Raw genomic sequence first — 13867 nt, 5'->3', positions numbered from 1 at the left:
CCAGGAGGCTGCATTGGATACTCAGAGTCAATATTGTGAATCTATAACTTTGCCAGATGTGCTAAACATTCGGCACGCGGCTGAATTACACACCAAGATCAATGACGCATTTCGTAGTAAAGATACCATCCTCTTTAGCATTCCTGCTGATGCTGAAGCTGATCTGAGTTTCATCCAACTTATGGAAGCGGCCCGCCGTCAAGCAAAAGCCGCCGGAAAGACGCTCAACCTTTCTTCTCCCGCCAGTGGCTCCGTGTTGAACGTACTTGAGCGTTCCGGTTTCATCGAATCCTTCGATCATGAAGACTTAAAGTTTTGGTTGCATAAAGAGGTGACATTATGAGTGCCAACATCCTGACGGTAGACGATTCCGCCAGCATCCGCCTGACCACAAAGGTCACGCTGACCAATGCCGGCTACAGCGTCACCGAAGCGGTCAACGGGGCGGAAGGCCTCATTGCGGCCAAGGGCAGCAGCTTCGATCTGATCGTGACGGATCTCAACATGCCTGTCATGGACGGGCTGACGATGATCGAGGAACTGCGCAAGCTGCCGGCGCAGGCCGGTGTTCCGATTATCTTTCTAACGACGGAATCTGACGCCGACCTCAAGGCACGTGCCAAGGCTGCCGGCGCGACCGGCTGGCTGACCAAGCCGTTCGATCCGGAAAATCTCGTTAAGATCGTGAAGAAGGTTCTCGGAAGATGAGTACGCTCGACCCCGTCGCCGTATTCCGCACGGAGGCTGCCGAATGCCTCGAAGCGATCGAGACCGGCCTTCTCGACCTCACGCACCAACTCGACAATAGGGATCTCGTCGACGCGGTATTCCGCGGGCTTCACACGCTCAAGGGATCGGGCGCGATGTTCGGTTTCGAGGCGCTGGCCGCCTTCACCCATCATTGCGAAACGGCCTTCGACCGCGTTCGAAAGGGCGAAGTCGCGGCCACCAGCGAACTCGTCGCCGCCGTTCTCGCCGCCCAGGACCATATGCGTGCCCTCGTCGATCAGCCCGACGCCGATCATGGCGACACCGGGCACAAGCTTCTGGCACAGCTGCAGGCCGCCGTCGGCGCAAAGGCTGCGGCGCCAGCGACCGTCGCAGCGCCCGTGCGGGAGGCGTCGACGAAAAAGACAAGGAACAGCTGGCGCATCCGCTTCAGCCTGCCGGCCAATTCGATGGCCAACGGCACCAATCCGCTCGGCCTGCTGGACGAACTGCGCGATCTCGGCGAATGCACCGTGCGCGCCGACACTTCGGCCATTCCGCCCCTCGATGGGCTCACGCCGACGGAACTCTATATTTCCTGGGATGTGACGCTGATGAGCGAGCAGGACCGTTCAGCGATCGACGACGTCTTCATCTTCGTGCTCGACGACATGGAACTCAGCGTCGAGGAGATCGACGGCACGGTAGCGGCAACGGCCGCTCCGGCTGAAACAATGCCGGTGCCTGCCGCTGCCGCCTCAGCACCACCACCGCCTGTCCCGGCGGCCGCCGTGCCGGAATTTCGTCCCGTCGAAGCGGTTCCCGTCAAGCGTGAGGCACCCGCCGCCAGCCAGGCGAAGGCTGCCGAGAACGTGCGCGTTCCGGCAGAGCGCCTGGACGAACTGATGGACCGCGTCGGTGAGCTCGTGATCGCGCAATCGCGCCTCAGCCAGCTCGCGAGCGCCAGCACCGATATCGCACTGCGCTCCGTCTCGGAAGAAATCGAACGTCTGTCCGGCGAATTGCGCGACACGATGATGGTGCTGCGCATGGTGCCGGTTGCGACTCTCTTTTCCCGTTTTCGCCGCCTCGTCCACGATCTTGCCCGCGAGACCGGCAAGGTGATCGAGTTGGTGACGGAAGGCGAGAGCACCGAGGTCGATAAAACGGTGATCGAACGGCTGGCCGATCCGCTGGTGCACCTGGTGCGCAACTCGATCGATCACGGCCTCGAAGTGCCCGCCGACCGCCTTGCCGCCGGCAAGGCCAAGGCCGGCACGGTAACACTTTCGGCCCGTCAGGCCGGTGGCGAGGTGATTATCTCGATCAAGGACGACGGCCGCGGCATCAACCGTGAACGGGTCCGCGCCAAGGCGGAATCCTCCGGCCTCATCCATCCGGGCCAGCCGCTTTCTGACCCCGAGCTCTTGCAACTGATCTTTGCTCCCGGGTTTTCGACGGCGGCGGCGATCACCAATCTGTCCGGCCGCGGCGTCGGCATGGACGTGGTCAAGAAGACGGTCGAAGAGCTTCGCGGCGCGATCGATATCGTCAGTGTGCCCGGACAGGGTTCGGAAGTGTCACTGCGCATTCCGCTGACGCTTGCCATTATCGACGGTCTGTTGGTGCGTGTCGGTACCGGCCGTTACGTCATCCCGCTTTCGGCCGTCGAGGAATGCCTCGAGCTGTCGCTCGAGGAGGATCTGCGCTCGCGCGGCCGCAGCTTCATCTCGCTACGCGACAGCTTGGTGCCGTTCCTGCGCCTGCGGGATCTTTTCCGCACCGGCACGAAGCCCGACGTGCACCAGAAGGTCGTCGTCATCTCGACCGGCACTGAGCGCGTGGGCCTCGTCGTCGACCAGATCATCGGCGACCATCAGACTGTCATCAAGTCGATGTCGAAACTGCACAACGACGTGGCGACCTTTTCCGGCGCCACCATTCTAGGCGACGGCAGCGTCGCCCTCATTCTCGACGTCGGGCACCTGGTTGCCGCGGGTCAGCAACAGGAGGCGCAATTGCGGGTGGCAGGATGAGTGCAGCAGCAACAGCCGAACGTTTCGACAATCATTGGAGCTATGCCGAGGAAGTCGAGGTCCTGACCTTCGATCTCAACGGCGAGACTTTTGCGCTGGAGGCGGTCATCGTCCAGGAAATCCTGGATCTGCTTCCGGAGACGGCGGTGCCGGGCAGCCAGCCCTTCGTCGCCAGCGTCATCAACTTCCGCGGCAAGGTCATTCCGCTCGCCGACCTGCGTCTCGCTTTCGGGATGGAGGCGACGGAGGCGACGATCGACAGCCGCTTCATCGTCATTGAGATCGATCTGCAGGGCGAGCCGACGCTCGTCGGCCTCAGAACCGATAAGGTGAACGAGGTGACGACGCTCGCAAAGACCGCGGGCGAGGCGCCACCGAGCGTCGGCATGCGCTGGCGGGCCGACTACATCAACTGCCTGGTGAAGAGGGGTGGAGAGTTCATCATTCTCCCCAATCTGCAGGCGATTTTTTCATCGCGACATGACGCAGTTGGGGCCGTCAGTTGACGGCACGTAATCCAAGAGGGGTTGGGACGATGAGACTGACAATCAAGACGAAACTGGTGACGGCGTTCACCTTTATTATTCTCATGTTATTGGGCACTGCCGCTTATGGCATTTTCAGCCTTGGATCACTGAACGATACCATCGGCAATCTTCTTGCCGGCCCGGCAGCCCGCCTCGACCTTGCGCAGCAGATCAACATCGCGCAACTCGAAGCCATCCGCCAACAGAAGAACCTGCTCACCGCCCGTACTTCCGAAGAAAGTGCCCGTGCGACCGACAAGGGCAACGCGGCTCGTAAGGATTTCAGCGATGCCTTCAACCAGGTTCTGGCGCTTGCCACGGAAGAAGGCAAGGCGCGTTGGGCGCGTATTGCCGAGCTTTCCAAGGCCTTCAACGCAGCCGACGACCAGATCCGCGACTATCTGAAGGCCGGCAATGCGGACGGTGCCAACACTATCTCCATCACGACGGCGCGTGCCGCCGCCAACGATATTGACTCGACACTCGCGGAAATTCTTGCGCTTGAGAAGCAGCGCATGAAGACCGCCGACGCCGATGCCGACGCGCAGTATGCGACCACACGCATGACGATGATTGCCGTCGCTGCCTTTGCACTGCTGGTTGCCGCGATCACGGCCTTCTGGATCGCCAGCACGATCAGCAAAGGCCTCGGCCGCGCCAACACCGTGGTTCGCGAAGTGTCCGAAGGCGACCTGACGAAAATGGCCGATATCACCAGCCATGACGAAATCGGCGAGCTTCTGGGCAATGTCAACATCATGATCGAACGCCTGCGGGGCGTCGTCGCCGATGCGCTGTCGGCCGCGGAGAACGTCTCGTCCGGCAGCCAGCAGCTTTCGGCGAGCTCCGAACAGGTGTCGCAGGGCGCCACGGAGCAGGCCGCGTCCGCCGAGGAGGCCTCCGCTTCGATGGAGCAGATGGCCGCCAACATCAAGCAGAATGCCGACAACGCCGCCCAGACCGAAAAGATCGCCCGCCAGTCGGCCAGGGACGCCGAAGCCAGCGGCGAAGCGGTAACGCGCGCTGTCGACGCCATGCGCACGATCGCCCAGAAGATCGGTATCGTGCAGGAGATCGCTCGTCAGACCGATCTGCTGGCCCTCAATGCCGCAGTCGAAGCCGCACGCGCCGGCGAACACGGTAAAGGTTTTGCCGTGGTCGCCTCGGAAGTGCGCAAGCTTGCCGAACGCAGCCAGTCGGCGGCGGCCGAAATCAGCTCGATGTCCGGCGATACCGTCAAGGCCGCCGCTGATGCCGGTGAGATGCTAGGCCGCCTGGTGCCCGACATCCGCAAGACGGCGGAACTCGTTTCCGAGATCAGCGCCGCCTGCCGTGAGCAGGATATCGGTGCGTCGCAGATCAACGAAGCGATCCAGCAGCTCGACAAGGTAACGCAGCAGAACGCCGGCGCCTCCGAACAGATGTCGGCAACCTCCGAAGAGCTCGCTTCGCAGGCGGAAGAACTGCAGACGTCGATCGCCTTCTTCAAGGTCGATACGACCGGCAGCACGCGGCTCGGCGCCCAGAAGATGCCGGCGAGCGGCTCAGCCAAGGTGATCAAGGCCCCGGCGCGCAAGCCTGCGTCGCAGGCCCAAAGCCAGCGCCGCGGTCAGACGGTTTCGGCTCAGCAGCAGCGTCTCAAGGGCTTTGCTCTCGATATGTCGATGGGCGGTCCGGACGCCAGTGACGACGATTTTCGGGAAAGCGCGTAGGCGCTTCCCGGGGACGCGCATAGCGTTCCGCCGGCGAGGCAGCTGAGCGCCTCCGCCCTCATCGGAAATCTCGGGCCGCTCCGGTGGCCCGAGGCGGAATATCCCCAACGCGTGTAGGCGTTGGCGCTGCGACGATAGATGTCCGGCTGCCGGGAAGTGAATGCAGTCGCTTTCCCTCTTTCAGACACGTCACTCTGAAGTTCGGCGTTCCCGGATCGGAACGTCTCTCTATTCAATCGTTTTGGCGCATAAAATGGGGTATCACATGCGTTTCACTATCAAACTGAAATTAGGTCTCGCTTTCGGGATCATGACGCTGCTGCTGATCGGCATTGCGGTTTATGGAAGCTTCAGCCTCGGCACATTGAACGAGGCGAGCAGCAACATGATCAACGGCCCAATGCGCCGGCTGGAACTGGCGCTGAACGCCAACATCGCCGAAGTTAACGCCATTCGGGCTCAGAAGAACGCTCTGCTTTCCACCGATCCGGACGCGGCCGCCGGTTTCTACAAAGAGGCTGATCAGAATCTGCAGGCCATGTTCGACGCTGTCGACGCCGGCTTGGCCATCGCCTCTTCGGAAGGGAAGCCGCATTGGGAGAAGCTGCGGAGCGTTGGCGGGAAATTCCGCGAGAAGTCCGCCGAGCTGCAGCAACTCGATGTCAGGGGTGACAAGGCAGGCGCCCTGGCGCTTTCACTTGGCGATCTCCGGGCGATGACCGGCGACATGGTCGGTGCGATCGCAGCCCTCACCGAGATCCAGCGTAAAGGCATGCAAGCGACCGATCAGTCGAACAGCGATCTTTACAATTCCACCAAGCTCATCCTCACCACAGCATCCGGGCTCGCCGTGCTTGTGGCGCTCGGCGCCGCATTGTGGATCACGCTCGGCATCAACAATGGTCTGAGAAAGATCACGAGCGTCGCAAACGCCGTGGCAATCGGCGATCTCAATCAGAAAGTCGACGTCAGGACCAATGACGAGATCAAGGACCTCATCGAGACGGTCAACACCATGACCGCCAATCTGCGCGCGACCGCCGCCCTTGCCGACCAGATCGCCACGGGCGATCTGACCACCGATGCCAAGCCTCTCTCGGACAAGGACTCGCTCGGGATTGCGATGCAGAGCATGATCGCCAATCTGAGGACCACGGCGGGGATTGCCAACCAGATCGCCAATGGCGATCTCACCGTGTCTCCGAAGCCACTTTCCGACAAGGATGCGCTGGGCCTTGCGCTGGAGCAGATGGTCGAGCGGTTGCGCGGTGTGGTCGCGGACGCGATTTCGGCCGCCGAGAACGTCTCCTCTGGCAGCCAGCAGCTCTCATCGAGTTCCGAGCAGGTGTCGCAGGGCGCTACCGAGCAGGCGGCTTCGGCCGAAGAAGCTTCCGCCTCGATGGAGGAGATGGCTTCCAACATCAAGCAGAATGCCGACAATGCCGCCCAGACCGAGAAAATCGCGCGGCAGTCGGCCAAGGACGCGGAAGCCAGCGGCGAAGCCGTCGCCCGAGCGGTTGATGCCATGCGCACGATCGCCCAGAAGATCGGCATCGTGCAGGAGATCGCCCGTCAGACCGACCTCTTGGCTCTCAACGCTGCCGTCGAAGCCGCACGCGCCGGCGAGCATGGTAAAGGTTTTGCCGTAGTGGCCTCGGAAGTGCGCAAGCTTGCCGAACGCAGCCAGTCGGCCGCTGCCGAAATCAGCGCCATGTCAGGCGACACAGTGACAGCCGCCCAGGAAGCCGGCGAAATGCTGGGGCGCCTGGTGCCTGATATCCGCAAGACGGCGGAACTCGTTTCCGAGATCAGTGCCGCCTGCCGTGAGCAGGATATCGGTGCAGCCCAGATCAATGAGGCGATCCAGCAGCTCGACAAGGTGACGCAGCAGAACGCCGGCGCCTCCGAACAGATGTCGGCAACGTCCGAAGAGCTCGCTTCGCAGGCGGAAGAACTGCAGACCTCGATCGCCTTCTTCAAGGTCGATATAGCGGGTGGGCGCCGCGATCGCACACAGGGCGCCAAGATGACGGTTCGTAGCCCGGCCCCTGCCGCTCGCAGGCCGGCGGCCAAGAAGCCGGCCGCCGACAGCGTTGCAGGCCAGCAGGCCCGCGTGAAGGGCTTTGCCCTCGACCTGTCGATGGGCGGCCCTGACGCCGGCGACGACGATTTCAGGGAGAGCGCATGACGCTTCCCAGAGAATAGGCGGCTTTCCCTTGCAACTATCGTGGGCCAGCCAGCACGGCCCGCGACGCAATTCCGGCGCCCCGGGGGCGTCGCCACGGAAGTCCGCCAATTCTTCTTACCTGTCTTCGCCTGCCGGACTTTCTTTGCTGCATGACGCCGCGCGCCCGGTCCACATCATTGCTTCGCTCTCAGAGAGGAATATTGAGATGCGTATTACGATCAAACTCAAACTCGCAGCCGCATTTGGTGTCGTCATACTATTGCTGGTGGGTAGCGCGATTTATGGCATCATCAGTCTCAGTTCGCTGAACGACGCTGTCGGCAGCCTTATCTCCGGTCCTGCAAAAAGCCTCGAACTGGCTCTGGAGGCCAAGACGGCCGAGCTCAATGCGGTTCGCTGGCAGAAGAATGCCCTTCTGGAAATGAATCCCGAAACAGCGGTCAAGAACTATCAGAACTCGGCAAAGAGCGCGGATGATATGCTCGCCTTCGCTACAAGCGGTCAACAGCTCGCAACCACCGAGGGCAAACCTAACTGGGATAGGCTGATCGAGCTGGCCAAGCGCTTCAGCGAAGGTTCCGCCAGAGTTGCCGCAAGCCAAGAAAGCGGTGACAGGGCAGGGGCCGCAGCGCTTTCGTCAGGAGAGGTTCGCGCTGTCGTCGTGGAACTGGAAGAGGTGTTCGAGGCGCTTGTTTCGCTGCAGCAAAAGGCCATGATACAGGCTGATAACGAGACTGAAGTCCTCTATGGCTCTACCAAGAACATGCTTATCGTCATTGCGGTTGGCGCGTCAGTTATCGCTTTCGCGGCTGCATTGTGGATAGGCCTCGGCGTCAACAGCGGCCTGCGCAAGATCATGGACGTTGCCAATGCCGTCGCCATCGGCGACCTAAACCAGAAGGTGGAGATCAAGAGTAATGACGAGATCAGGGATCTCGTGAATACAATCAATGTCATGACCGATAATCTTCGAGCCACCGCCGACATCGCTACTCAAATCGCCGGCGGCGACCTGAGGGTCTCGCCGAAGCCGCTGTCGGAGAAGGATACACTGGGCATAGCGCTGGAACAGATGGTCGAACGGCTGCGCGGCGTCGTCGCCGATGCGATCTCGGCCGCCGAGAACGTCTCGGCCGGCAGCCAGGAACTTTCGGCAAGCTCCGAACAGGTGTCACAGGGTGCCAGCGAACAGGCAGCCTCCGCCGAAGAGGCTTCCGCCTCAATGGAGGAGATGGCCGCCAATATCAAGCAGAATGCCGACAATGCTGCCCAGACAGAAAAGATCGCTCGCCAGTCGGCCAAGGATGCGGAAATGAGCGGCGAAGCCGTTTCGCGCGCGGTGCAGGCGATGCGGACCATCGCCGACAAGATCAGCATCGTCCAGGAAATCGCCCGCCAGACCGACCTGCTGGCGCTGAACGCCGCCGTCGAAGCGGCGCGCGCCGGCGAACATGGCAAGGGCTTTGCGGTCGTCGCCTCCGAGGTGCGCAAGCTTGCTGAGCGCAGCCAGTCGGCGGCGGCCGAAATCAGCTCTATGTCGGGCGATACCGTTAAGGCTGCCCAGGAAGCCGGCGACATGCTCGGCCGCCTGGTGCCCGACATTCGTAAGACGGCCGAACTCGTGGCCGAGATCAGCGCCGCCTGCCGCGAGCAGGACGTCGGTGCGGCCCAGATCAATGAAGCGATCCAGCAGCTCGACAAGGTGACGCAGCAGAATGCCGGTGCCTCCGAGCAGATGTCTGCGACCTCCGAAGAACTTGCCTCCCAGGCCGAGGAACTGCAGGCCTCGATTGCCTTCTTCAACGTCGATGCGGCCGGCAACCGCCAGTCCCGCACGCCGGCCGCCAGAATGACGGTCCGCAGTCCGGCTCAGGGCTCCGCCCGCAAGCCTGCCGCCAAGAAACCGGCCAACAGCGTTGCCGGTCAACAGGCGCGGGTGAAAGGTTTCGCTCTCGATCTCTCCATGGGCGGCCCCGATGATGGGGACGCTGAATTCAAGGAAAGCGCATGATCATGGCTACCACATCTCTGGAAGCGCAATTCGTGACCTTCAGCCTCGGCGACGAGATTTTCGCCGTGCCGGTTGAGGTCGTACGTGAAATCCTCGACTATGCGGAAGCCTTCAAGATTCCGAACGGTCCCGACTATCTGCTCGGCCTGCGCAACGTGCGCGGGCAAGGCGTGCCGACCATCGATCTTCGCTTGAAGCTTGGCATGACCAAGACCGTGCCGACGCCGCACACGCGGGTGCTGGTGCTCGACGTGCCGATGGAAAGCCGGCTCCTGACTCTGGGCCTCGTCGCCGACCGCGTCTTCGAGGTCACTCCGTTCCGGCGCGACCAGATCGAGGCGGCGCCCGACATCGGCGTGCGCTGGCATTCGGATTATATCGCCGGCGTCGTTCGCCGTGAAAACGGCTTCGTTGTCATCATCGATCTTGCACGACTCCTGTCGCGCGAGGACGCCTCGGCACTGCAATCGGCAGCCTGACGCCGCATCAAATCGGAGTTCTGCGTTCTATGAGTATCGCAGCTGTGGAAACCCAATTGCCGGGCGACCGGATCAGCAAGCGCAATTTCGACAAGCTTGCCCAGTTCATCTACGACTATAGCGGCATCAAGATGCCGCCGACCAAGCTGACGATGCTCGAGGGGCGGCTGAGGCGCCGCCTTCGCGCGACCAACCATTCGACCTTCGACGATTATTGCGATTTTCTGTTCAATCACGATGGGCTTGCACAGGAAACCGTCTACCTCATCGACGTGGTGACGACCAACAAGACCGACTTCTTCCGGGAAGCCAAGCATTTTGAATATATGCAGACCGTGGCGCTGCCGGCGATCGCCAATAGCGGTGTGCGCACCATCCGCACCTGGAGCTCGGCCTGCTCGACGGGAGCCGAACCCTATACGATCGCAATGGTGCTGGCGGAATTCGCGGAAGGCCGCAGGGATGTTTCCTATAGCGTGCTTGCCACCGATCTTTCCACCGACGTGCTGCAGACGGCGCGTCAGGGCATCTATCCGGAAGACCTGATTGCGCCCGTGCCGCGCGACCTGCAGCGCAAATATGTGCTGGTCGCCAAGCAGTCTGGCCGCAAGGAGGTGCGCATAAGCCCGAAGCTGCGCAGCAGAGTGGGGTTTGCACGGATGAACCTGATGGACGACAAGTATCCGGTTGGCGACTTGATGAACGTCATCTTCTGCCGCAACGTGCTGATCTACTTCGACAAGCAGACCCAGGCGGGCGTGCTCAGCCGCCTCTGCGATTGCCTGGCGAAGGGCGGCTATCTGTTCATCGGTCATTCCGAATCGATCACCGGCTTCGACCTGCCGCTGAAGCAGGTCTCGAATACGGTGTTTCAGCGTATCTAGAGGCATTCATGCGCAAGAAAATCCGGGTTCTCATCATCGACGATTCCGCCAGCGTCCGGCAGACGCTGGCTCATGTGCTGGAGCAGGATCCTGATATCGAGATCATGGCAGTGGCGTCCGATCCTTTCGTGGCGGCGCGGAGGCTGCAGGAGGAGATTCCCGACGTCATCACGCTCGACGTGGAGATGCCGCGCATGGACGGCATCACCTTCCTGCGCAAACTGATGTCGCAGCGGCCGATCCCGGTCGTGATGTGTTCGTCGCTGACGGAAGCGGGCTCGGAAACGCTGATCCAGGCGCTGGAGGCGGGCGCCGTCGACGTCATTCTGAAATCGAAGATCGGCGCCGCCGACGGTCTTGCTGATGATGCGATGCGCATTCGCGAAGTCGTCAAGAGCGCCTCGCACGCGCGACTTTCCATCGCGCGCCGTGCCGCCGGAACCATTCGTTCCGCTTCCGCCGAGGGACCGGCCAGGAAGCTGACGGCCGATGCCATGCTGCCGCCGCCAACGGGCCGCGCCATGGCGAAGACGACGGAGATGGTCGTCTGCGTCGGCGCCTCCACCGGCGGAACCGAAGCGTTGCGCGAATTCCTGGAGGAGCTGCCGGCCAATGCGCCCGGCATGGTGATCGTCCAGCATATGCCGGAGAAATTCACAGCCGCCTTCGCCAAGCGCCTGAACGGGCTCTGCGAGATCGAGGTCAAGGAGGCCGTCGATGGCGATCCGGTGCTGCGCGGCCATGTGCTGATCGCGCCCGGTGACAAGCACACGCTGCTCGAACGCCAGGGTGCGCGCTATTATGTGAGCGTGAAGACCGGGCCGCTGGTCTCCCGCCACCGGCCTTCCGTCGACGTGCTCTTCCGTTCGGCGGCGCGCTCGGCTGGCTCGAACGCCATGGGGATCATCATGACGGGTATGGGCGACGACGGTGCGCGCGGCATGCTGGAGATGCATGAAGCCGGCGCCTATACCGTGGCGCAGGACGAGGCGAGTTCGGTTGTCTTCGGCATGCCGAAGGAGGCGATTGCAAAAGGCGGCGTCGACCGCATTCTGCCGCTCGATCAGATCGCCCGCGAAGTCCTGATAACGCAGCAGAAGTTCTGAGGCCGGTTCTGGATCCGATGGCAAATAAGGCCATGCTTTTCCGGCCTGCGGGCAGCCATGCGTGCCTCCCCTTGAAATTTCCGCGATTTTGTGGTCTTGAGGCCGCCAATCTTTGCTAGCGCTGCCTGTCATACATGTTCAGGGACATTTCCCGCCCCTGGCAGCGCGCGTCCCGTATCAGTCCCAAGGAAATGCGCCGATGGCCCGTTCAGCTCTTCTCAATGTCATGGTTCAGGCTGCTCTCAAGGCAGGAAAATCGCTGGGGCGTGATTTCGGCGAAGTGCAGAACCTGCAGGTTTCGGTGAAGGGACCGGGCGATTTCGTTTCCGCCGCCGACCGCAAGGCCGAGAAGATCGTCAGGGAAGAGCTGATGAAGGCGCGTCCGACCTATGGCTTCCTCGGCGAGGAAAGCGAAGAGATCAAGGGCACCGACGGCGCGCATCGCTGGATCGTCGACCCGCTCGACGGCACGACGAACTTCCTGCATGGCATCCCGGCCTTCGCTGTCTCGATTGCGCTCGAGCGCAATGGCGAGATCGTTGCCGCCGTCGTCTTCAATCCGGCGACCGACGAACTTTATACTGCCGAGCGCGGCGGCGGCGCTTTCCTCAACGACCGGCGCCTGCGCGTCGCTGCGCGCCGCGTGCTGTCGGATTGCGTCATCGGTTGCGGTGTGCCCGCGCTCGGCAAGCGCAATCACGGCAAGTTCCTGGTCGAACTGCGCCACGTGATGGGCGAAGTGGCCGGCATCCGCCGCCTGGGCGCACCGACCCTCGATCTCGCCCATGTCGCCGCCGGACGTTTCGACGGCTTCTGGGAGGCGGAGCTTGCGCCCTGGGACATGGCAGCCGGTATCCTGCTCATCCGCGAAGCCGGCGGCTTCGCCACCGACTGGGATGGCGGAACGGCCATTCTGGAGGGCGGCGCGATCGTCGCCGGCAACGAACATGTCCATAAGGCGCTGATCGAGGTCATCAAGCGGCCGATTCCCGCCAAGTGAGCGCATAAAAATCCGGCTGTTGTAAAGTCACGGTTTTCGCCACGGCATACTTCAATTCGGCACAATGTTGCTCTAGTCTCCGCCAGCAATGAGTTCGGAGGCTGCTGGACCTATGGAAAATGTGAATGTGGCGGAGATCGGCTCCACCGAAAAGACGGCCGGCGGTTATACCTACAGGCTCTCGAGCCCCATGCCCTTCCTTTGGACGATGCTGCTTTTCCTCGTCATTGTCGGGTTCATTGCCGCGATCCTCTTTCGGCAGACGCAAACCGCCTTCATGCACAATCCGGGCCTCAACGGCCTGATCCTCGGCGTTCTCGCAGTCGGAATCGTCCTTGTTTTCAATCACGTGCTGGCGCTTCGCCCCGAAGTGCGCTGGTTCAACTCCTTCCGCGCTGCCGGCAGCGCGGATAAGGTCAACCGTAACCCGCGGCTGCTTGCGCCGATGCGGGCGCTGATCGGCAGCCGCAAGAGCTCGCTGGCGCTGTCGACGACGGCGCTGCGTTCGATTTTGGATTCGATCGCCACCCGCCTCGACGAATCGCGTGACGTTTCGCGCTACCTGATCGGCCTCCTGGTATTCCTCGGCCTGCTCGGCACGTTCTGGGGTCTCATCGGCACAATCGGCTCGATCAGCGCCGTCATCCAGTCGCTCGATCCCGGCTCGAACGGCACGGGAGACGTGCTCTCGGCGCTGAAGGAGGGACTTTCCATGCCGCTTTCCGGCATGGGGCAGGCCTTCTCGTCGTCGCTGCTCGGCCTCTCCGGTTCGCTCATTCTCGGCTTCCTCGACCTGCAGGCCGGGCGCGCGCAGAATCGCTTCTATACGGAGTTGGAAAACTGGCTCTCCTCGGTCACCGATGTCGGCTCCGATCTTGCGCCGGCGCTCGACGCCGTTGCCGGGTCTTCCTCGGACGACATGCGCGCACTTTCCGAGTATCTGCGCAAGGTCTCCGAAGAAGGCGGTGTCGGCAACCAGCGCTCTGTCGCTGCCATGGCAAGCCTTGCCGAAGGCATTCAGGGTCTGGTCAAGAATATGCGCAACGAGCAGCAGATGCTGCGTGACTGGATCGAGGCGCAGCAGGACGAGGCGAAAGCCATGCGCCGGACGCTCGACCGGCTGGCCGAGCGCATCGGCCTGCAGGAGCGGGGCGGCGAGCGGTCCGAGCGGCTGCGCGAGCGCACGAGCCATGCAGAAAAGAGCGAGGGCAAGTAA

12 protein-coding genes are annotated in these 13867 nt (G+C 62.1%); all 12 read left to right on the top strand.

Annotated elements, in window-relative coordinates:
* Positions 1-13: 13 nt before the first annotated feature.
* The 12 genes from NXC14_RS18505 to NXC14_RS18450 all read left to right on the top strand — a co-directional run bounded on the left by NXC14_RS18505 (position 14) and on the right by NXC14_RS18450 (position 13867).
* Complete coding sequence (locus NXC14_RS18505) at positions 14-343, top strand: STAS domain-containing protein (protein ID WP_085779373.1); 330 nt, start codon at positions 14-16, stop codon at positions 341-343.
* The gene (locus NXC14_RS18500; RefSeq protein WP_085779372.1) at positions 340-708 is read left to right on the top strand and encodes a response regulator; all 369 of its coding nucleotides are present in this window, start codon (positions 340-342) and stop codon (positions 706-708) included. The genes NXC14_RS18505 and NXC14_RS18500 overlap by 4 nt, the downstream gene beginning before the upstream one ends.
* On the top strand, positions 705-2744 hold the full coding sequence (locus tag NXC14_RS18495; RefSeq protein ID WP_085779371.1) for a chemotaxis protein CheA: 2040 nt from the start codon (positions 705-707) through the stop codon (positions 2742-2744). Before NXC14_RS18500 ends, NXC14_RS18495 begins: the two co-directional genes overlap by 4 nt.
* Positions 2741-3250 (top strand): chemotaxis protein CheW, encoded by a 510-nt coding sequence (locus NXC14_RS18490; RefSeq protein WP_085779370.1) that lies wholly within the window; start codon positions 2741-2743, stop codon positions 3248-3250. The genes NXC14_RS18495 and NXC14_RS18490 overlap by 4 nt, the downstream gene beginning before the upstream one ends.
* Positions 3251-3279: 29 nt before the next feature.
* Positions 3280-4983 carry a methyl-accepting chemotaxis protein gene (locus NXC14_RS18485; protein WP_085779369.1) on the top strand — a complete coding sequence of 568 codons (1704 nt, stop codon included), beginning with the start codon at positions 3280-3282 and terminating at the stop codon, positions 4981-4983.
* A 265-nt stretch (positions 4984-5248) separates the two neighbouring features.
* Complete coding sequence (locus tag NXC14_RS18480; protein WP_085779368.1) at positions 5249-7171, top strand: methyl-accepting chemotaxis protein; 1923 nt, start codon at positions 5249-5251, stop codon at positions 7169-7171.
* A gap of 205 nt (positions 7172-7376) precedes the next feature.
* A complete protein-coding gene (locus tag NXC14_RS18475; RefSeq protein ID WP_085779367.1) occupies positions 7377-9182 on the top strand; it encodes a methyl-accepting chemotaxis protein in 1806 nt (601 codons plus the stop codon).
* Complete coding sequence (locus NXC14_RS18470) at positions 9179-9661, top strand: chemotaxis protein CheW (RefSeq protein WP_198175467.1); 483 nt, start codon at positions 9179-9181, stop codon at positions 9659-9661. Before NXC14_RS18475 ends, NXC14_RS18470 begins: the two co-directional genes overlap by 4 nt.
* 29 nt (positions 9662-9690) lie before the next feature.
* The gene (locus NXC14_RS18465; RefSeq protein WP_085779366.1) at positions 9691-10545 is read left to right on the top strand and encodes a CheR family methyltransferase; all 855 of its coding nucleotides are present in this window, start codon (positions 9691-9693) and stop codon (positions 10543-10545) included.
* Between the two features lie 8 nt (positions 10546-10553).
* Positions 10554-11651, top strand: a complete 1098-nt coding sequence (locus NXC14_RS18460; protein ID WP_085779365.1) for a chemotaxis response regulator protein-glutamate methylesterase — start codon at positions 10554-10556, stop codon at positions 11649-11651.
* A gap of 199 nt (positions 11652-11850) precedes the next feature.
* Positions 11851-12651, top strand: a complete 801-nt coding sequence (locus tag NXC14_RS18455) for an inositol monophosphatase family protein (protein ID WP_085779364.1) — start codon at positions 11851-11853, stop codon at positions 12649-12651.
* 112 nt (positions 12652-12763) lie between these two features.
* Positions 12764-13867, top strand: coding sequence for a MotA/TolQ/ExbB proton channel family protein (locus tag NXC14_RS18450; protein ID WP_085779363.1), 1104 nt, complete (start codon positions 12764-12766; stop codon positions 13865-13867).

The organism is Rhizobium sp. NXC14 (assembly GCF_002117485.1).
Taxonomy (GTDB): Bacteria; Pseudomonadota; Alphaproteobacteria; order Rhizobiales; family Rhizobiaceae; genus Rhizobium.
This window is presented reverse-complemented; position numbering and strand designations above follow the sequence as displayed.

Bases quoted from the DNA above. Each gene is read 5' to 3' on its own strand.
- NXC14_RS18450 (WP_085779363.1), top strand. From the start codon at position 12,764: ATGGAAAATGTGAATGTGGCGGAGATCGGCTCCACCGAAAAGACGGCC.
- NXC14_RS18465 (WP_085779366.1), top strand. From the start codon at position 9,691: ATGAGTATCGCAGCTGTGGAAACCCAATTGCCGGGCGACCGGATCAGC.
- NXC14_RS18460 (WP_085779365.1), top strand. From the start codon at position 10,554: ATGCGCAAGAAAATCCGGGTTCTCATCATCGACGATTCCGCCAGCGTC.
- NXC14_RS18500 (WP_085779372.1), top strand. From the start codon at position 340: ATGAGTGCCAACATCCTGACGGTAGACGATTCCGCCAGCATCCGCCTG.
- NXC14_RS18480 (WP_085779368.1), top strand. From the start codon at position 5,249: ATGCGTTTCACTATCAAACTGAAATTAGGTCTCGCTTTCGGGATCATG.
- NXC14_RS18485 (WP_085779369.1), top strand. From the start codon at position 3,280: ATGAGACTGACAATCAAGACGAAACTGGTGACGGCGTTCACCTTTATT.
- NXC14_RS18455 (WP_085779364.1), top strand. From the start codon at position 11,851: ATGGCCCGTTCAGCTCTTCTCAATGTCATGGTTCAGGCTGCTCTCAAG.
- NXC14_RS18470 (WP_198175467.1), top strand. From the start codon at position 9,179: ATGATCATGGCTACCACATCTCTGGAAGCGCAATTCGTGACCTTCAGC.
- NXC14_RS18475 (WP_085779367.1), top strand. From the start codon at position 7,377: ATGCGTATTACGATCAAACTCAAACTCGCAGCCGCATTTGGTGTCGTC.
- NXC14_RS18495 (WP_085779371.1), top strand. From the start codon at position 705: ATGAGTACGCTCGACCCCGTCGCCGTATTCCGCACGGAGGCTGCCGAA.
- NXC14_RS18490 (WP_085779370.1), top strand. From the start codon at position 2,741: ATGAGTGCAGCAGCAACAGCCGAACGTTTCGACAATCATTGGAGCTAT.